Raw genomic sequence first — 17,080 nt, 5'->3', positions numbered from 1 at the left:
TTTTTTATTTTACAGATTAAATAACTGTGGGTAAATACTTAAATTTTATACTTTATTGGAGGGATTTAAATGAAATTTTCACAATCATTACGTCAAGAAGTAGATTCAATTTGGGAAGCTAGTTTTCATCACCCTTTTGTAAAACAACTTGGTGAAGGAACTTTAGATTTAGCTAGTTTTCGCTATTATGTGCTTCAAGATTCATATTATTTGAGTCACTTTGCTAGAGTACAAACTTTAGGAGCTGCAAAAGCACTGGAATTAGAAACGACAGCTCGTATGGCACACCATGCTCAAAATACATACGAGGCGGAATTATCTTTACATGAGAATTTTGCGAAGAAACTAGGGATAACACAAGAAGAAAAAGATAATTTTATCCCTGCTCCAACTGCATACGCTTATACTTCACATATGTATCGTGCTGCATATGAAGGACATTTAGGCGATATCATTGCAGCAATTTTACCTTGTTATTGGTTGTATTATGAAATTGGTGAGCGTTTAAAAGAGTGTCAGCCAGAAGAGCCAATTTATAACGAATGGATTTCTGCTTATGGATCTGATTGGTTCCGTACGCTAGTTGAAGAGCAAATTACAAGATTAGATACTATCGCTGAAAACGTAACAGAGTCTGATCGTAAGCGAATGAAACAGCATTTCATTATTAGCAGTCAATATGAATATTCATTCTGGGAAATGGCTTATACTTTAGAAAAGTGGCCAGTGAATACAGAAGTAGAAGATGTAATAGGATAATGAGTAGAGGTATTGCTATTCACAGGTATGGATAATACTTATGAATATAATTTCACAAAAGAAGTATCGAAAAAAGACGCATTAATCTAAGTGCGTCTTTTTTCAATTTATAAAAATGAGCCCATGGAAAAAATAACCTAAAAATAGGTGTATGAACAAGGTGCATCATCTAGTGATAGGTCATATTTTGTAGGGGTACGTATTGAACTTAGTTTATAGCGCTATTTCTACTTAGATTTAACGAACAGAAATATAAGAAAGCATTGAAAAGGTTGAAGTTTATAAACGGAGGTCATGAAAATGAATAAGTTTCAACAAGAACTACAAGCGTTAAGCCTTAATGATTACCAGTCTGGAAATATTGTGTATTGGGACCAGCAAAACCAATATCCATATTATTATATTGAAGATGCTGTTCGTCGCTGTGGAGGTTGTGGTGGTCGTTGTGGAGGTTGTGCAGGTCGCTGTGGTGGATTTCGCTGTGGTGGATTCCGTTGTATTGGTTGCTTCGGTTGTTTTGGTTGTGGCGGCTGCGGAGGTTGTGGTGGCTGTGGTAGTTGTTCAAATTGTTTTAGTGGTTTTAATGGTACTACTGATACAACTGGTACTATTGTAACATATGAATATTGATAAGAGAAAAAGGAATCCATTAGTGAAGCATTATATAATTTTTATTAAAGAATTTAATCAAAACACATGTAGTATTCAAGTGAAAGAATGATATTTAGATTTTTAGTTGTAAATCAAGATAAAATCGAAAAAGCAATGACTAGATTTAAAACCTAATCATTGCTTTTTTATATTTTTACCATCAAATAAGTAATCTGTTGCTTCTAGTTAGTGGGTAGCGAAAGAAATTATTACAACTATGTAAGGTTAATGTAATGTTAATCGATAGTAAAAGAAGATACTTGAGTGTATTTTAAATAAGATTTAAAAGTACTGTTTATTTTTAAAATATTGTGGTAAGTAAAATTTTATTAGGAAGTGTATTAAAATGATTGAACTTAAATCTATTATCCATTCGTACAAACTAAAGAGAAAAATAGCAAGGGATTTATACGGAAACAGGGATGAATTGACACTGTTATTAAATGAATTTAATAACATGAAACACACAGTAACCTGTGAAAAAAAGAAAAATAATATATTATCTCGTTTACAATTAATTTATCAAAATATGAAATTAGATAAACGGTATCCTCTTCCAATTACTTTTAATAGTAAATTATTGGATCGATTAGAAAAAGAATCTCTTCATTCTATTGAGGAAGGTATAGCATGTCTACAATTAATGTTAGATATGAATTATGAGAAAATAAAACAATATGGATCAAGTACAAGTAGGTCATTTGTTCCATTATCGCAGTCTTCCATTTGTCTTGCTGATTGTATTTGCATAACTGGATTTGTATTTGGATTACTAAGTGCAATTACATTAGGGGGATTAGTCTTATCTGTATGTTCAATTACATAAATGTTGTTATTTGCAAGAAGGGCACCGACTTAAGGTGTTCTTTTTTAGTTTTATTGTAAAATTATTGTAAAAAATAAATAATTACATTAATAATATTGTATAATTTGAATGTATTAAAATAATGATATTAGAGGTGTCGTATATGATAATTACTTTTAATTTTTAAATCAGTCTTTTTAATAATTTATTATTCGGAGGAATCTTTATACTTTTCTTTTAAATACTTGGTATAAATCGATTAGATTAAGTGATAATTTTCTAGCTTTTTGTGATCAAGAAAAACGAAGAAAGGAAGTAATCATTTTATGGAAAAATTAAAGTTGTTAACATTTAAAAATATAGTAGAACCTCTTTTAAACGAAAGCGTATCATTTATATATTTTCCTATTGAATGGCTCGATATTGTAGAGATACATTATAAGACATTTTTATTAACGAGTAAGTTGAAACGATTGAATGAAAGATTATATGATATGTTTTCTGATATATTGTTTATTCAGCATAATCCATATGTATTAAATGAAAATACACCATGGATTGTATCCAAAGAACCTATTAGAAAAGAACAACTCGATTATATTTTCCAAAGTTGGTATGAGGTGATTCATGATTGGAAACCTAATAAATTAATAGAATTGCCAAAATATGAATGGCATTACGATTTAATTTCTAACTTAACAGTACTACATGATAATGAAATATATTCTAAGTGGGTGCCCGCTTTAATTTCACATATTTTTTGTGAACAACCTGTACGATTAGAGAATATCAACGAAGAAGATAAATATTTTTCGCCTCTTAGATCACAAAATATTTGTGAGGCAATGTCAGAGCCTATTAAAGATGAAAAAACACAAGATTATTTCGCCTATGTATATCGGTTCGAATGTATAACGCGCGGTGGCGAGAATATTCCATTATTAAATGTTTCAATAGGAATTCGGAGGTTTTATCAAGAATATAAGATGTTAGGTCAAACAAACCTTGATATAACAGCGTTTGTTTGACTTATTTTTATAAAATGCAAACATTTTGCAAACATGAGTTATCCAAAGATACTTTTACCGAAGTTTTTAACAGCTTCTTCTTGCATATTCGGTAAAATATGCGAATACACACTTAATGTCATTGAAATGTCTGTATGACCTAATCGCTCACTGATAATTTTAGGGTTAACTCCTTGTTTCAATAGTATGGTAGCGTGTGTATGTCTTAAATCATGGAATTTAATTTCTTTTATACTCGCTTTGTGTGTATCTCTAATGAAACTCTTTCTGAAATGTGCTTTTTTTATAATTCTTCCAAACTCATTACAATTAATTAAATCTTGATCTTGATAAGCAGAGCCAAACCTTAATTTCTCTTTATTAATTAAAACCTTATGTCTTTTTAAGGATTCTATAGTTTCTTTAGGTACAGGAATGGTACGCTTTGATGAATTTGTTTTTGCTGTTTTTTTGATTTTATTGTCATGGCCAGATGTTTGGTTTATTGTAACGGTGTGTTTTTCAAAATCAACGTCCTGCCATCGTAAGCCTAGAACTTCTCCCATACGCATACCTGTAGTTATTGCAAGTAGATACCCAATGTGATATCGTGATTCTTGTGAATGCAAAAGAAACCTTTTTACTTCTTCCTCTGTCCAAGTCTGGATAGAGGTTCTTTCTTTTTTCGGTATCTCAGCAAAAGCAGCTGGATTTCGAGGAATAATATTTTGCTTTACAGCTAGGTTTAAAGCGCTCTTTAATATTCTATGCATAAGCAGAATAGAATTGTTTGCAATACCTTTATCTATCGCAGTTTTATAGCATTTTTGAATGTGCATAACATTTAATTTATGGAGTGTAACCATTCCTATACTAGGCATAACATGTTGGTTGATACATGCCCTATAGACCACAAAGGTACTTCTTTCTATACTCATACTTTTAATTTCTAGCCAATGATTTAGGTATTCCTTTAATGTAATTTTAGACGGTTCGATAAAAGTCCCTTCATTCAACTCCGTAATCTTTTTCGCTACATCTTTTTCAGCTTCTTTTTTTGTCTTATATCCAGAGAACCACTTTTGTCTTCTTTTTCCTGTCTCCGGATCAGCCCCGATATCAATAACGATACAATATTTATTTCCTCTTTTTCGAATATGTCCTTTCACTTAAAACACTCCTTCATTTTGTTTTGAATCATGGTGTATAAGTCTAGTTGTAATTTTGCTGCTATGAAAATTACAAAGTTGGACATATCAGCGATGGATATATTTTATCATAAATCTATACAAGTCAAATAAATATTAAAATAGGATAATATATTTGTTTTTTTGTGAAAAACTCCCAAAAAAATTATGATTATAAGTATAATGAAATATATGGAAGGCGTTTAGAGGATATATTGTATATTCTTACGTTAAGATTAATGAATATCTAATGCCTTGTTAGTTTATATTACAGGAGTGAGAAATTTGACAAAAAAGAAAAGTAGTAAAAGAGTAAGCTTTTCAGCGTATCAAATTGATGTACAATACATTCAAAAATCAAATAGTGGAAAAGCAGATACTATTAAGGACACTTGGGATGCGAATTTTTTTGTGGAATTATTAGGGGATATTTATGCCAAAGATGATTCCGCAAAAAAATTTGTGGTTTCTGATGAATGGTTTATGCTATTAAGTGATTTACAAGAAGATGAACATAATATTTACGGCAATTTTACATGTGCTAAATATGGACGAGTTGCTGATTTAATTCATGCGGACACACTAAAAAGTAGAACAAATCCAAAACAAATGCGTGAAGGAGAGGAAGATCATGTTCATTTTATGATTAGAAAAAAGGATGGCTTTATGCTTTTACAGTATGATATAAAGCTAAATCGTTCTAAATTACAAGATTATTTGGCTAAACATGGACAGACTGCTTTAATGAATTCGTCGTATTGCAGTTTTAATATTTGCTCATTGTTAAGTGTAGACTTTATAGAGGATTTAAAAAAATTAGATAAGGTTAAATCCGCTAAAATTGAAATCACTTCAAAAGTCGATACTGGCGAAAATGAGTTTATACGTGAGATGCAAGGAGAAATGGAAGAGTTAGAAGCTACACATGTTTCTTTAGAGTTCAAAGCAAGGCGGGTAAAAGAGGGGCTACAATCTGTTATACCATACGTTAATAGATTCCGTGGTCAGAAAGGAGTTACTTCTATAAAAGTAATTGGGGAACATAAAGGAGCAGAGAAGAGTATAAATATTGATAAATCGCATGAAATTTATAGACCAGATGTTAAAGTTGATAAGAGTAATAACCCCAGTAGTGAGGATCTATATGATAAAATAGCAAGTATAATAAAAAGTCGTGATTCGTTAAAAAGGAGCGAATTTTTAAATGGTTAAAGCAAAAGCTTTTTTAAAAGCGAATAAATTTTTATTCGATTCTTTTCGGAATTACATTAAGTTTTCTACAAAATCAGAAAAAGCTTTTGATATTTATTTTGCACTTATTATAAGCTTGTTCTTTGTATTCACAGCAGCATATTTTACCGATATGAAGGTTAAAGAATTTATGGTGAACTTTCAATCTTTAAATAGTATAGTTATTACTGCGATATCAATTTTAGCGGGGTTTAATATGGCCAGTATAGCAGTGATATCAAGTTCACAGTCAGATATGATTAATAAGCTAAAAACAACTTATAGCCAAATTGACTCAAGCGTTTCTAAATTTGCAGTGTTAGTTATATTTTTTACATGGGCAATAACTATACAATTAACAGTTGTATTGATGGGGATAATATTGCATTTTTGCAGTCAATTTTTAATATTGCCATTTTTGTTGAAATTGACTGTTCCAATTTGGTTGTGGATCATTTTATTTGTGTGGATGTTTATTTTTATGCACTCAATTTTCATTTCAATTAGAAATGTAAAAATGTTATTTTTCTTTGTCAGTAAAGGATTGCAAGATCAATAAAAGAGCCAAATGGCTCTTTTACTTTTTTCATGTAAACAGAATTGCAATTGTTTTACAGGCAACTACCATAGTACACATTGTCGCAATCACACTAGCTAACCGTTCTGGAGCATGGATTTTTAACAGTATTTTGTAAACTACTCCAAAAGTAACGCCCATGGCAAGAAACATAATGGCTGCTTGCAAAGCTAATTGATTAACAGGTGATTGTATAGAACTAAAGTCAATTTGATTCATATAATATACTCCTTATAATCGTTTTATAAATATATTAATATATTTAATTTATTAATGGAAGTATATACTCCTACAAAATACCAAAATAGTTAATTTACAGTTGTAGAACGTATGAGCTAAAATAATTTAAGATTCAAATTAGGAAGGAGGGAAGAAGTGATGAGAAATACATATACAAAAGATCCAGGCGAATGGAACTACGCTAAAAAGAATAGTGAAGCTGACCCTGGCGGTGGTGCAGGATATGCCGATCCAGGAACAGGAATATAAAGAGATAAAAAAGCACAGTGCTTAATGCTACTGTGCTTTTGATTTACAGAACTTTATTTTTCAATTTTTTTAAGTAACCAATCTTGAACCTCGTCTTTCAAATCAATTCCTGCAGTTATAACTCCTAATACAACCCCTTTACTTATAATGTTAAGGTCTACGCTCATAGATTTTTTTACAAATTGTAAACGGCAAATGTTTGACGTTTACTGCCAGAGTACAGGTCACAATTAATATACTTGCTAATAGTATTGAGGCATAGACCATTCGAAAAAACTTTCTCAACATGAATTGACTTTAAGTGAAATGAAGATTCTAAATCTTGTGATAAACTGATTTTAAGAAATCAAACGGAACGAAAAAGACCCATAGCGTGTGTAATTGTGCTGAGAACACGCTTACATCGTTTAACCCTAATTGTAGTAGGGAAAACATTTGCCATGAGTCATAAATAATATAGCACATCTGTAGAGGAATTTCGTGACAATGACGCGTTTTCTGATGGATTTAAAAATAGGGAATGTGTCTTTTGGTCCAGAAGGGGGGACAAAAGTGAAAGGTTTTTTGAATCAACTTATTGATGAAATTGATTTTCAACGATTAAAACAAGAGGACTTAGCAAAAAAAATAAGTATAAGTGGTGGGAACCTCTCAAAAAACTTATCAGGTAATCGTGAATTTAATTTTTGGACTGTTGTAAAACTATTAAACATTTTATATGAAGGTAATACCATGAAGAAAAAAGAACTAATTCATAAGTTCTGTACAACAACAGTGAGTAAAAAAAATTCACGTATTGCCATGGAATACGCAAATACAATAGGTGATTTAGAATTATTAGGGTTGTTGATAGAGAAAGAAAAGACTTCATCATTGGCAATCAATAGGGAATGGGCCTATGTGTACGAACTGGTATGGAAACGAGGTAAAGGGATCTTAACAGGAACTTCGTTTTTAGAGGAATTAGAACTTCGAAAAAATAGCCGAATCATTAAGACGAAAGAGATGCATGTGTTGTTAGGGATTCTTACGTTTTACACAATGTATGATCTTGAAAGATTTAATTCCCTGTTTGATTATGCAGAAGTGTTGTTACCAGAAGTAAATAACATTCAAGACGAGTTCGTTAAAACAGCATTTTCCACTCGTATTAAAGAAGGATTGGCATATGCTTATTTAACGGCCGAAAAGATTGAAGAATGTAGAGCTTTATGTCACCAGATTATAAATACAGACGATATGAATAATTGTTTAACACTTTTGCAAGCCTCTGCATTTGTATATTTAGGAGAATCGTATATGTTGGAGGATTATTCTCAAGCTGAATGGCATATAAAAAAATCATTAAGTACAATAGGAGATTGTCTGTTTGAGAGAATGAAAAAAAGAAAGAAAAATATCTTGAATACTTATGCTTTTTTAAAATTAATAAATGGTAAACAAGTTGATTTTATAGAAGAATGTGGTGAAGCTGAAAAAGCTTTTAATGAAATTGTAAATGGTGATAAAGAAGTTGCAAAAAAGATATTAAAGGATTTGAAAATAAAAAACGGTAAATTATCTGCAATGCAAACGTGCATATTAGGATTGGCGAATGGTGATGAAGATTTAGTTAAAGAAGCAATTAAAATTTATGAATGTGGTGGTAATTTATTTTACAGTAAATTCGCAAAAATATTATTGGAAGATATTTATAGATATGGTACAATTTATGTAGGTGGTGCGAAATGAAGAAAATAATGACGTTTATAACAAGCTTAGCTTTAGTTGGAGCACTATGCTTAACTCCTGCTAAGGAAGAACAGAAAGAACAACCTAAGAAAGAAGCTCCAGTAATTATGTACATGGTTGATCCTGGAGGCGGAATGGGTTAATACTGTTTTTGTACATATAAAAACTACATACGTATTTAAATGCGATTGTCTATAATTAGGCAATCGCATTCGTCATTTTTAGGGATGTTGCCTAAAAATAAAAAATGATATTTAGGAAAAGTTTGCTCACTATTCACAAACTAATGATTACGATATGGAGGAAGTTGATATGGGGAACACAATAGCGGTTACACTATGGGAAATGTTAAAAGTAGGAGCTTTAACTGATGATGAAAAGAAAAAAGAAGAAATTGAAAGTATTAAAAATATCGTTAAAACAAAAAATGATTGTTAGCTCTTATGCTGACAATCATTTTTTGTTTTCGCCTACAGCAGCCTTCATCATATTCAATAACATATCTTGTTTTTCTTTTGGCATTTTTTCTAACACATCAATTAGCTCATTGAATTGTTTTCTTAATTCAGTATACTGAACTGCATTTAATTCTGGATCGTCAGATCTTCCTAATAAGAAATCAGCCGATACATTCAAGACATCTGAAATTACAACTAGAAGTTCATTAGAAGGAGAACTATAACCAGTCTCATAATTAGAAATAGTAGTTTTATTCATTTTAATGTCTGCATTCATTTTTTCTTTAATTTTTAGCGCTAAGCCATCTTGAGTTAAGCCGCGTTTCTTTCGGGTCTCTTTAATCCTCTGTCCCAAAGTAGTCACAAAATCACCCCGTTAATATATTCACCAAAGTAGTCAAAAATAATTTACTAAATAAAAGTACAATTAAATTGTACTTTGTTTACTGTACTTTTGCATTAGTTTTTTCAATGGTTTTGTTTTTGTTTTTATACTTATGAATGAAAGTCCAAAAAACTCATATAATATTGTTGACAATCCAAAAATGTTGGATATATAATGGATACAAGAAGTCCAAGTAAGTTGGATTTAAGGAGGTGTCATCGTGGGAAAGAAACGTCATAATTTAATCAAGGCTCGCAAACGTAAAAAATTAACTCAGGAAGCATTAGGAGCGCAGATAAATAAAAAGAAAACGGTAATAAGTAATTGGGAAACAGGTTATGCGACTCCTACATTAGGTGATGCATTACAATTGGCTCAGGTATTAGAGGAAGATGTTTTTATTCTTTTTTTTAGGAAATGAAGTCCAATAATCTCAAACTTTATGCGAGAGAGTACAAAAAATACACATGCAACATAAATTTTGAAGGGAGCAAAACAAAATGGGATTAGATCAAATCATTAAAGAGTCAATCCGTGAAGTTGTTCGTGAAGAAATTCAAGCCGCATTAGCTTCATTCCAACTGCAAGCACAACCAAACAAAGTAATGAGAGTGAAAGAAGCGGCAGCTTACCTTAACATCGCAGTTTGCAGAATGTATGAGTTGGCAAATCATCCGCAGTTTCCGGTAATCCGAGAAGGACGCAAATTACTCTTCTTACAAAAAGATTTGGAAGCATGGCTAGAAGCCCAAAAGGAGGAACCAAACGTTGGTTGAAAGTACATTCAGCCTTTTGGTTACAGCGGTGATTATCGTGTCATTCATGGGTGGCGTAGCGCTATTAGATACATTCGAAAAGTTAATCAAAGAGAACGAACAACTGAAGCAAGAAAATAAGCAATTAAGGAAGGTGAAAAGAATATGAGCATTACAGCGCCAGTTTTACAAAAGGACATGCAAAAGAAACAGGTGTTAGATGAGTTCTTAAAATATTGTAATCAAATGCAAATTGAAGCATTAATGCAACATGATCCAATCGCACTATGTACATGGATTAAGGAAGCACGATTAGCAAGAAGGGAAATTGCAGCACTGTATCGGGCGAAAGAAAAACATGATGCAGAACGTGAAAGAGATCGGAAAAATATCTTAGGGATTATTAGGCGGTTAAGAAGCCAGGGAGTAAACGCGGACGTGGTGGAAAGAGCTCATTACATTACTCTTTCACAGGAGGTGAGTTGAATGTTAGAAAATCCAATTGTATTAGGCAATCAACAAGATTCATGTAAAAAAAACTTCGAACACTATTGTAGCGATTGTGAAGGTGAATTGTATTTTGGAATGACCTATTACGAATTTGAAGGAAGTTTAATTTGTGAAGAATGTGCCGAAAAGTTTTTAGAGCGGCACGCAACGAGGTTTGTTGCAGGGGAATAAAAAAGAACCCACGGCAATGGGTTCCCTTTGAAAAATAAGTCAGAGCTAGTATATCACAGAAAGCGAGTGAATAGAACATGCAAGCAAAAGTATTGGTAAATACACTTAATATGGACCACGATCAGTGGTTGCAAGCACGTACACAAGGTATTGGTGGTTCAGATGTTTCTGCAATTGCAGGTTTAAATAAATGGAAATCAGCGGTTCAAGTGTTCCTTGAAAAAACACAAGCGATTGAAAAAGAAGATATACAAAGTGAAGCGGCATACTTTGGTAATGTTTTGGAAGAAGTAGTCGCAAGGGAATTTTCCAAGCGCACAGATTTGAAAGTACAACGAAGAAATGCAATCCTTCAGCATCCTGAATATCCGTGGATGTTAGCTAATGTGGATCGATTAATTGTCGGTGAAAAGATTGGTCTGGAATGTAAAACAGCGTCGGAATATTTAAAAAAAGAGTGGGAAGATGAAGAAGTTCCAGCGGCTTATCTCTTACAGTGTCAACATTATATGGCCGTAACTGGCTATGAAGCATGGTGGATTGCGGTATTGATTGGTGGTAACAAATTTGTTCATAAAAAAATCGAACGCGATGGGGAATTGATTCAGTACCTTATCGATATTGAAAAAGACTTCTGGCTCAACAATGTTGAGAAGAACGAGCCGCCAATGTTTGATGGTTCGGATGCATCAACTGAATTATTAAAACATCTATATCCAGAATCCATTGCAGATAGCTTTGTAAGTTTAGGTAAACAAGAAGAACTTCTCATTGAAGCTCGTGACCAAGTAGACCGAGAAATTAAAGTCCTGCAAGAACAAAAGGTAGAGTACGAAAACAAAATCAAAGCAAAACTCGGTACCAATGAAGTTGGTGGAACGGAAAACTACAAAATTTATTGGAAGTCATATACAACAAATCGTTTTGATAGCAAGCGATTTAAAGCGGAACACCCTGATCTATTTGAACAGTATGTTAAGGAATCTAAATCAAGAAAATTCACGGTTAAATAGGGAGGAAATAAATAATGGCAACTAACGATCAAATTAAAAATCAATTGGCAAATCGTAAGGCAAGCGCACCTGCAACACCGGATAAATTGGTTGAAGGTTATATGAAGAAAATGGCTCCACGTTTTGCAGAAGTCTTACCAAAGCACATGAGTATGGAGCGTATGAGCCGTATCGCACTAACAACAATTCGCACGAATCCAAAGTTATTAGAATGTGAAGTTCCTTCTCTTATGGGGGCAGTCATGCAGGCGGTGCAATTAGGATTAGAGCCAGGTTTACTTGGCCATTGCTACCTTTTACCTTTTAAAAATAAAAAACAAAACAAAATGGAAGTCCAGTTCATTATCGGCTATAAAGGGATGATTGATTTAGCTAGACGTTCTGGTCATATTCAAAGCATTTACGCTCATGCAGTATATGAAAATGATGAGTTTGAATATGAGCTTGGCTTACATCCGCAGTTAAAGCATAAGCCATCATTTGGTGAACGTGGTGAATTTATTGGGGCGTATGCAGTAGCGCATTTCAAAGATGGCGGGCATCAAATGGAGTTTATGCCAAAGAGCGAAATCGAAAAGCGCCGCCAACGTTCGGCAGCTGCTAATTCCAGTCATAGTCCATGGGCAAGTGACTATGATGAAATGGCGAAGAAAACAGTGGTTCGATACATGTTTAAATACTTACCAATCAGCATTGAAGTACAATCACAAGCGCAGCATGACGAAGTGGTGCGCAAGGATATCACGGAAGAACCAGAATTTATTGAAGCTGATCAAATCGAAGTGGAGCAACCAATCGAAGGAGACGGACAAGGCGATTTCGTGATTGAAGGTGAGTAATAAATCAAAGGTGCTACTCTCTCGCAAATTGTGGGAGAGGGCACAATCAAAAGATGAGTTAAAACAGTCGATTGCACGTTATATACAAACTGGTTATCCAGGTTATCGGATAGAGAAAGTCATTAAGGAAAATGGAGCTTACATCGCGATTTGCACTAGGGGGTCATAAGATGGGCATCTTTCGAGTTAAGAAGGATACGAATTACTCGGTGATACACAACACGCCTTTACGTGATGAAAATCTGAGTTGGCGAGCAAAAGGATTATTAGCATACATGCTATCTTTGCCAGATGATTGGACTTTTCATGCTACAGAGTTAAGTCAACATGCTAAAGACGGAAAAGAAACGACAGCAAATACCTTAAAAGAGTTAAAAAAGGCTGGTTATTTAAAACGCTACCCAGTACAAAATCCAGAAACAGGAAAAATCTCGCATTGGGAAACTGCTGTATATGAAGTACCAACCATAGAGGGAGAAAACCACCCACTGGAAAAACCACCTAGTGGAAAAACCACTGACTGGAAAACCATGCGTATGGAAAACCAGTCGATGGAAAAACCGCCACTACTAAATACTAATGATTTACTAAGTACTGAGATACCAAGTACTAATCTAACTAATGATGATGTAGATAAGCACCCATTGATAGATGAGGAATTTCAAAAAAGTTATAACTACCTTTTACAAAACAACATTCCATTAAGTGAAACGGCTATGCAGGACCTTGGAGAATTCAGTGATGTATTAGGAAGCCAAATCATTATGGAAGCTGTCGATAGAGCGGTTGATCAGAACGCAAAGCGATGGAAATACATTAGCGGTATTTTATTCAACTGGCAAAAGAGTAACGTGAAAACAATGGCAGATGTAATCAAGCTTGATGAGGATTATAAAAATCAAAGAGGTGGTGTAGAGAATGCAACACGTAGGGGACGCGCTGGCAAAGGTTTTAGTACGGGCAGAAGCTATGAGGAAGAAATTGCAAGCAGAGAACGCAATAGACCCAACTACATCAAACGAGTATAGATGTTTAAAATGTCAGAATTCAGAAGTGATTTTTTACGAAGAAGTTAATCAATTCGGTATGAGAGTGTCTATGCAAAAAGATTGTGAATGCAAAGCGCAACGAGTATTAGAGCGTAGGTTAAAAAACGCAATGATTCCCCAAGAATTTACAAATGCCCGTTTTGATTCTTACAAGCGGGAAACAGAGCAACAAAAGTTTCTTTACAAAACGATGGTGGAGTATCTGCATTACTTTAAACAAATCAAAGGGACAAAACAAAATAGTTTAGGTTTTGTTGCAACATTTGGTGAGTTACGAATTAAGCAATTAGAGCTAGCAAAGCGAGCGCAAGCAAAGAGAGAACATAACAGTTTTGGACTTGGTAAAACGCATCTTCAAGTAGCTGCAGCAAAGTATCTTATGAACCAAGGATATAGCGTGCTTCTAATATCAGACGGAACTTTTATGGATGATCTCATTGCAGCCAAGATGATGAATGATGATAAAAAAGAATTTAATCGCCTGATGGATCATGCAAAAAAAGTAGAGGTTCTCATTTGGGATGATTTAGGGAAATCAAAATGGTCAGAAGCAAAAGAGAATCTCTACTATCAAATTATTGATTATCGGTATCGACATAATTTACCGATTTTATACAGCTCTAATGAAGATGATGAGACATTACCTGAAAAGATTGGTTATGCAGCAAAGAGCCGTTTGTTCGGCATGAGTAAACATTATTTAATCGCTGTAGAAGGCGATGATTATCGTGAAAAGGAGTGAAGAAAATGTGCATGACATGCAGTAACACTGGCGTAGTTCATAAAGAAATTTATCCTGGGATGATAACGGTTGAGGGTTGTAATTGTGAGGTAGCAAAGCAGCAGGAAGCTTCATACCAAGAACATTGGGATGCTTGGATACAAAAATTTGAAGGATGGAAAAGGGGGTTACTGCATGAGCAACGTGTCGGTTGAGAAAAAGCGCGAGTTTATACAATTTCTTTTAAATCATATCTTGCCCCGAAGACATGAGGGCTTTCCGTTCATCTACACATTTCGTAAGCATTTAAGGTTTGTAACGAGAATCCATTTTGTTGAAAATGCAAAGAAGTATCCGTATGGAATTGAAATTTCTGCAGAGTTTTCAGAAGGTCAACTGTTCGCGTTTTATAAACCAAATTTAACTGTTACAGATGGGATGTCAGCATATCATCATTTCAATGTGAATGATGCACCGATATATATTCAAATCAATTTTAAAGGTAAATACAAGGAACCTTTGTACATGGAAGTACTTGAAGATGATGAGTGCTCACTTGAAACGCATATCGATGGGGAAGATCATGATGAAATTGAAAAGTTAATAAAATACCAACTCATTAATCATGCACTAGACACAAGAAACGAAGAACTGTTCCGCAAGTTGATTGTGAATTAAGGGGGAGATGGAAAGATGGTGATCCTTTACAAATTCAAACTCACTACCATTTTCGAACAATGGCCGAATGAAGAATATGTGGTAGCGGAAACTGAAGGAAAGGCAAGATTTCTGTACTGGCAACAGTTCAGAACAAAGCTTCTAACGATGCCAATGGCTGAATTCATGAAGTTTGTAAAGTGTGAGAACGAAGGGGTTTTTGATATCAAGCGGATGTACAGCACAGAACAAGCGTTTAAGAAAATGCAAAACTTTAGAAACCTACATTTTGTTTACATGGGTATGCGAGTAAACGTAGCTGGCATGTGGGGTACGATCGTTGGGAACTGGAAAACTAATCTGTTCGTTTTGTTCGATGGAGAAATTGAAAAGCACAACTGCCATCCTTATTGGGAAATTGCTTACTACGATGATGAGGGCAATGTGGTTCGAAATTATCAGAAGGGAGAGTATGCGGTATAAGTAAAAAAGGACGAGCAGTCGTACCTGCCGTCCTTTATAGGAGAAAAATTATTCTGGATTAGAACTACGAATAACCAGAAAACGCGCTTTAAAACAGTGTTGTCAAAGATGTGATAATCTATGCAACAAAAAGCTTAGTCGGAATTCAAAACACCAAATGGCTTGCATTGGTAACAGGCTCAAAAGTAGTATATGTAAAATGAAAAATTCCATACAAAAAGCAGACAACATTTTCGGTTGTCTGCCAGTTAGTCGAATGAGTTAGCAAATTGTGATAAATTGCATTCCCATTACGAGAAGAGTAAAGCTGCTAGTTCAAACAGCTTGTTGGTATTATTTTCGATATTTTTAAAAATATACAGTAAGAATTAGAAAAGTGATGAACCAATCTGCCTCTTACTGTAAAAGAAGGAAGTACCAGCCGTGGATTAAGCGGCTTGAAAATAGTATGTATTGATTTTTGAAAAATATTCAAGGGGTGAAGAAACATGGAACGTGCACAAAATGCTGTATATGAAATCACTCAGTTAATTAGTGAAGCGAAAGAGAAAAGTTATGAGTAAATATAACAATAAGAAAGTTTCTGTAGGAAAGCGTTTTGGAAGATTGGTCGTATTAGAAGATACAGGGAAAAGAAATAATTCACAAAGAAAAATATTTCTTTGTGAGTGTGATTGCGGAAAGAAAGTTGAAGTGGATATTGCTGGACTTAGGACAGGTGACAATCAATCGTGTGGGTGTCTACGGTTGGAGAAGGTAACAAAACATTCCAGCAGTTGCACAAAGCTATACAAAAAATGGGCTGATATGCTGCAACGCTGTAATAATCCAAATTCAACAAACTATAAGTACTACGGTGAACGTGGGATAAAAGTTTGTGATGAGTGGTATGATTTTGTCGTTTTCAAAAAATGGGCTGCCGAAAATGGATACAAAGAACCGTTAAGTATTGATCGAATCGACCCGAATGGGAATTATGAACCTGAAAATTGTAGGTGGGTTACTAGAAAACAGCAAGATCGAAATAAAAGGGATTCGATATTTGTATGGATTCACGGAGAACATTTGAATTTGATGGATGCAGCAGAGAAATATGATGTCAGCTATGGTTGTTTGAAATATCGATATCATAAAGGAATCCGTGGAGAAAAGTTAATTTCGCCATCCCAAAGGGGGAAGAAACTTGAATAAGTATAACGCAAAAAAAGTAGAGGTAGATGGCATCATTTTTCATAGCAAAGCAGAAGCGGATTATTACTCCGGATTAAAAATCCGCCAAGCTGCAGGTGAAATTACGAGCTTTGAATTACAGCCGAGATTTACATTGCAACCGGCATTTACAAAGAACGGTAAGAAATTTAAGGCAATTACATATAGTGCAGACTTCATGGTCTATTTGCCAAATGGTGATGTGGAAGTCATAGACATAAAGGGTATGGTGACGGAAACATTCGCGGTGAAAAAGAAGGTGTTCGAATATAAATATCCACACTTACAACTCATTCTTTTAAAGCATGTTATCAAATATGGCGGATTCATCACACTAGATGAGTTCAACAAATTAAAGCGTGAAGAGAAAAAACTAAAACAAGCGAAATAAGGG

26 protein-coding genes are annotated in these 17,080 nt (G+C 34.0%); 23 read left to right on the top strand and 3 right to left on the bottom strand.

The features are described from left to right. The first annotated feature begins 69 nt into the window (after positions 1-69). The 4 genes from tenA to MKO96_RS02040 all read left to right on the top strand — a co-directional run bounded on the left by tenA (position 70) and on the right by MKO96_RS02040 (position 3,243). Positions 70-759: a thiaminase II gene (gene tenA / locus MKO96_RS02055; RefSeq protein ID WP_087980528.1), complete on the top strand. Its 690-nt coding sequence runs from the start codon at positions 70-72 to the stop codon at positions 757-759. Positions 760-1,059: 300 nt separating this feature from the next. Then, positions 1,060-1,389: a heterocycloanthracin/sonorensin family bacteriocin gene (locus tag MKO96_RS02050; protein ID WP_088081245.1), complete on the top strand. Its 330-nt coding sequence runs from the start codon at positions 1,060-1,062 to the stop codon at positions 1,387-1,389. A gap of 367 nt (positions 1,390-1,756) precedes the next feature. Continuing rightward, positions 1,757-2,236 carry a homoserine dehydrogenase gene (locus tag MKO96_RS02045; protein WP_240586505.1) on the top strand — a complete coding sequence of 160 codons (480 nt, stop codon included), beginning with the start codon at positions 1,757-1,759 and terminating at the stop codon, positions 2,234-2,236. A 305-nt stretch (positions 2,237-2,541) separates the two neighbouring features. Beyond that, the gene (locus tag MKO96_RS02040; protein WP_240586504.1) at positions 2,542-3,243 is read left to right on the top strand and encodes a pPIWI_RE module domain-containing protein; all 702 of its coding nucleotides are present in this window, start codon (positions 2,542-2,544) and stop codon (positions 3,241-3,243) included. A 38-nt stretch (positions 3,244-3,281) separates the two neighbouring features. Here the strand turns inward: MKO96_RS02040 and MKO96_RS02035 are convergent, their stop codons facing one another. Then, positions 3,282-4,391 carry a site-specific integrase gene (locus MKO96_RS02035; RefSeq protein WP_240586503.1) on the bottom strand — a complete coding sequence of 370 codons (1,110 nt, stop codon included), beginning with the start codon at positions 4,389-4,391 and terminating at the stop codon, positions 3,282-3,284. A gap of 303 nt (positions 4,392-4,694) precedes the next feature. On the opposite strand from MKO96_RS02035, the gene MKO96_RS02030 reads away from it, so the two are divergent. Together MKO96_RS02030 and MKO96_RS02025 are read left to right on the top strand one after the other, a co-directional pair. Beyond that, positions 4,695-5,621, top strand: coding sequence for a hypothetical protein (locus MKO96_RS02030; protein WP_240586502.1), 927 nt, complete (start codon positions 4,695-4,697; stop codon positions 5,619-5,621). After that, a complete protein-coding gene (locus tag MKO96_RS02025; protein ID WP_240586501.1) occupies positions 5,614-6,198 on the top strand; it encodes a hypothetical protein in 585 nt (194 codons plus the stop codon). Before MKO96_RS02030 ends, MKO96_RS02025 begins: the two co-directional genes overlap by 8 nt. Positions 6,199-6,225: 27 nt before the next feature. Here MKO96_RS02025 and MKO96_RS02020 read toward each other — a convergent pair whose 3' ends face one another. Continuing rightward, the gene (locus MKO96_RS02020; protein ID WP_240586500.1) at positions 6,226-6,435 is read right to left on the bottom strand and encodes a hypothetical protein; all 210 of its coding nucleotides are present in this window, start codon (positions 6,433-6,435) and stop codon (positions 6,226-6,228) included. A 771-nt stretch (positions 6,436-7,206) separates the two neighbouring features. Here MKO96_RS02020 and MKO96_RS02015 point away from each other — a divergent pair. The 3 genes from MKO96_RS02015 (at position 7,207) to MKO96_RS29345 (ending at position 8,874) form a co-directional block, all read left to right on the top strand. Further along, positions 7,207-8,436: an AimR family lysis-lysogeny pheromone receptor gene (locus MKO96_RS02015; protein ID WP_240586499.1), complete on the top strand. Its 1,230-nt coding sequence runs from the start codon at positions 7,207-7,209 to the stop codon at positions 8,434-8,436. Then, positions 8,433-8,579, top strand: coding sequence for a hypothetical protein (locus MKO96_RS02010; RefSeq protein WP_164876569.1), 147 nt, complete (start codon positions 8,433-8,435; stop codon positions 8,577-8,579). Before MKO96_RS02015 ends, MKO96_RS02010 begins: the two co-directional genes overlap by 4 nt. Positions 8,580-8,748: 169 nt before the next feature. Continuing rightward, positions 8,749-8,874 (top strand): hypothetical protein, encoded by a 126-nt coding sequence (locus MKO96_RS29345; RefSeq protein WP_255258859.1) that lies wholly within the window; start codon positions 8,749-8,751, stop codon positions 8,872-8,874. A 15-nt stretch (positions 8,875-8,889) separates the two neighbouring features. Here the strand turns inward: MKO96_RS29345 and MKO96_RS02005 are convergent, their stop codons facing one another. Beyond that, the gene (locus MKO96_RS02005; RefSeq protein ID WP_240586498.1) at positions 8,890-9,258 is read right to left on the bottom strand and encodes a helix-turn-helix domain-containing protein; all 369 of its coding nucleotides are present in this window, start codon (positions 9,256-9,258) and stop codon (positions 8,890-8,892) included. Positions 9,259-9,499: 241 nt separating this feature from the next. On the opposite strand from MKO96_RS02005, the gene MKO96_RS29450 reads away from it, so the two are divergent. The 14 genes from MKO96_RS29450 to MKO96_RS01935 all read left to right on the top strand — a co-directional run bounded on the left by MKO96_RS29450 (position 9,500) and on the right by MKO96_RS01935 (position 17,077). Continuing rightward, on the top strand, positions 9,500-9,700 hold the full coding sequence (locus MKO96_RS29450; RefSeq protein WP_240586497.1) for a helix-turn-helix domain-containing protein: 201 nt from the start codon (positions 9,500-9,502) through the stop codon (positions 9,698-9,700). A gap of 79 nt (positions 9,701-9,779) precedes the next feature. Continuing rightward, positions 9,780-10,055 (top strand): helix-turn-helix domain-containing protein, encoded by a 276-nt coding sequence (locus tag MKO96_RS01995; protein ID WP_098116389.1) that lies wholly within the window; start codon positions 9,780-9,782, stop codon positions 10,053-10,055. Continuing rightward, the gene (locus MKO96_RS01990) at positions 10,048-10,203 is read left to right on the top strand and encodes a hypothetical protein (RefSeq protein WP_240586496.1); all 156 of its coding nucleotides are present in this window, start codon (positions 10,048-10,050) and stop codon (positions 10,201-10,203) included. The genes MKO96_RS01995 and MKO96_RS01990 overlap by 8 nt, the downstream gene beginning before the upstream one ends. Further along, a complete protein-coding gene (locus tag MKO96_RS01985; RefSeq protein WP_240586495.1) occupies positions 10,200-10,520 on the top strand; it encodes a hypothetical protein in 321 nt (106 codons plus the stop codon). Before MKO96_RS01990 ends, MKO96_RS01985 begins: the two co-directional genes overlap by 4 nt. Then, positions 10,521-10,715, top strand: a complete 195-nt coding sequence (locus MKO96_RS01980) for a hypothetical protein (RefSeq protein ID WP_088060329.1) — start codon at positions 10,521-10,523, stop codon at positions 10,713-10,715. A 77-nt stretch (positions 10,716-10,792) separates the two neighbouring features. Beyond that, positions 10,793-11,728 carry a YqaJ viral recombinase family nuclease gene (locus MKO96_RS01975; RefSeq protein WP_240586494.1) on the top strand — a complete coding sequence of 312 codons (936 nt, stop codon included), beginning with the start codon at positions 10,793-10,795 and terminating at the stop codon, positions 11,726-11,728. Positions 11,729-11,742: 14 nt separating this feature from the next. Then, positions 11,743-12,567: a recombination protein RecT gene (gene recT / locus MKO96_RS01970; protein WP_240586493.1), complete on the top strand. Its 825-nt coding sequence runs from the start codon at positions 11,743-11,745 to the stop codon at positions 12,565-12,567. Positions 12,568-12,737: 170 nt separating this feature from the next. After that, complete coding sequence (locus MKO96_RS01965; RefSeq protein WP_240586492.1) at positions 12,738-13,595, top strand: DnaD domain protein; 858 nt, start codon at positions 12,738-12,740, stop codon at positions 13,593-13,595. A 58-nt stretch (positions 13,596-13,653) separates the two neighbouring features. After that, entirely contained in the window at positions 13,654-14,358 is a 705-nt protein-coding gene (locus MKO96_RS01960; RefSeq protein ID WP_240587371.1) for an ATP-binding protein, read from the top strand. 5 nt (positions 14,359-14,363) lie between these two features. Continuing rightward, positions 14,364-14,552: a hypothetical protein gene (locus MKO96_RS01955; protein ID WP_000335953.1), complete on the top strand. Its 189-nt coding sequence runs from the start codon at positions 14,364-14,366 to the stop codon at positions 14,550-14,552. Then, the gene (locus MKO96_RS01950) at positions 14,533-15,015 is read left to right on the top strand and encodes a YpiB family protein (protein WP_240586491.1); all 483 of its coding nucleotides are present in this window, start codon (positions 14,533-14,535) and stop codon (positions 15,013-15,015) included. The genes MKO96_RS01955 and MKO96_RS01950 overlap by 20 nt, the downstream gene beginning before the upstream one ends. Positions 15,016-15,030: 15 nt before the next feature. Next, entirely contained in the window at positions 15,031-15,477 is a 447-nt protein-coding gene (locus MKO96_RS01945) for an MFS transporter (protein ID WP_240586490.1), read from the top strand. 555 nt (positions 15,478-16,032) lie between these two features. Then, positions 16,033-16,668 carry a hypothetical protein gene (locus MKO96_RS01940; protein WP_240586489.1) on the top strand — a complete coding sequence of 212 codons (636 nt, stop codon included), beginning with the start codon at positions 16,033-16,035 and terminating at the stop codon, positions 16,666-16,668. Beyond that, positions 16,661-17,077 carry a DUF1064 domain-containing protein gene (locus MKO96_RS01935; RefSeq protein ID WP_240586488.1) on the top strand — a complete coding sequence of 139 codons (417 nt, stop codon included), beginning with the start codon at positions 16,661-16,663 and terminating at the stop codon, positions 17,075-17,077. The genes MKO96_RS01940 and MKO96_RS01935 overlap by 8 nt, the downstream gene beginning before the upstream one ends. The last annotated feature ends 3 nt before the right edge of the window (positions 17,078-17,080 follow it).

It is taken from the genome of Bacillus sp. ES1-5 (genome assembly GCF_022487605.1).
Lineage (GTDB): Bacteria > Bacillota > Bacilli > Bacillales > Bacillaceae_G > Bacillus_A > Bacillus_A wiedmannii.
Note: the sequence above shows the minus strand (reverse complement) of the source record. Positions and strands in the feature narration are given on the sequence as shown.

Excerpts from the sequence above, each read along its gene's own strand:
- tenA (WP_087980528.1), top strand. The coding sequence starts at position 70 with ATGAAATTTTCACAATCATTACGTCAAGAAGTAGATTCAATTTGGGAA.
- MKO96_RS02050 (WP_088081245.1), top strand. The coding sequence starts at position 1,060 with ATGAATAAGTTTCAACAAGAACTACAAGCGTTAAGCCTTAATGATTAC.
- MKO96_RS02045 (WP_240586505.1), top strand. The coding sequence starts at position 1,757 with ATGATTGAACTTAAATCTATTATCCATTCGTACAAACTAAAGAGAAAA.
- MKO96_RS02040 (WP_240586504.1), top strand. The coding sequence starts at position 2,542 with ATGGAAAAATTAAAGTTGTTAACATTTAAAAATATAGTAGAACCTCTT.
- MKO96_RS02025 (WP_240586501.1), top strand. The coding sequence starts at position 5,614 with ATGGTTAAAGCAAAAGCTTTTTTAAAAGCGAATAAATTTTTATTCGAT.
- MKO96_RS02020 (WP_240586500.1), bottom strand. The coding sequence starts at position 6,435 with ATGAATCAAATTGACTTTAGTTCTATACAATCACCTGTTAATCAATTA.
- MKO96_RS02015 (WP_240586499.1), top strand. The coding sequence starts at position 7,207 with ATGGATTTAAAAATAGGGAATGTGTCTTTTGGTCCAGAAGGGGGGACA.
- MKO96_RS02010 (WP_164876569.1), top strand. The coding sequence starts at position 8,433 with ATGAAGAAAATAATGACGTTTATAACAAGCTTAGCTTTAGTTGGAGCA.
- MKO96_RS29345 (WP_255258859.1), top strand. The coding sequence starts at position 8,749 with ATGGGGAACACAATAGCGGTTACACTATGGGAAATGTTAAAAGTAGGA.
- MKO96_RS01995 (WP_098116389.1), top strand. The coding sequence starts at position 9,780 with ATGGGATTAGATCAAATCATTAAAGAGTCAATCCGTGAAGTTGTTCGT.
- MKO96_RS01985 (WP_240586495.1), top strand. The coding sequence starts at position 10,200 with ATGAGCATTACAGCGCCAGTTTTACAAAAGGACATGCAAAAGAAACAG.
- MKO96_RS01980 (WP_088060329.1), top strand. The coding sequence starts at position 10,521 with ATGTTAGAAAATCCAATTGTATTAGGCAATCAACAAGATTCATGTAAA.
- MKO96_RS01975 (WP_240586494.1), top strand. The coding sequence starts at position 10,793 with ATGCAAGCAAAAGTATTGGTAAATACACTTAATATGGACCACGATCAG.
- recT (WP_240586493.1), top strand. The coding sequence starts at position 11,743 with ATGGCAACTAACGATCAAATTAAAAATCAATTGGCAAATCGTAAGGCA.
- MKO96_RS01965 (WP_240586492.1), top strand. The coding sequence starts at position 12,738 with ATGGGCATCTTTCGAGTTAAGAAGGATACGAATTACTCGGTGATACAC.
- MKO96_RS01960 (WP_240587371.1), top strand. The coding sequence starts at position 13,654 with ATGAGAGTGTCTATGCAAAAAGATTGTGAATGCAAAGCGCAACGAGTA.
- MKO96_RS01955 (WP_000335953.1), top strand. The coding sequence starts at position 14,364 with ATGTGCATGACATGCAGTAACACTGGCGTAGTTCATAAAGAAATTTAT.
- MKO96_RS01950 (WP_240586491.1), top strand. The coding sequence starts at position 14,533 with ATGAGCAACGTGTCGGTTGAGAAAAAGCGCGAGTTTATACAATTTCTT.
- MKO96_RS01945 (WP_240586490.1), top strand. The coding sequence starts at position 15,031 with ATGGTGATCCTTTACAAATTCAAACTCACTACCATTTTCGAACAATGG.
- MKO96_RS01940 (WP_240586489.1), top strand. The coding sequence starts at position 16,033 with ATGAGTAAATATAACAATAAGAAAGTTTCTGTAGGAAAGCGTTTTGGA.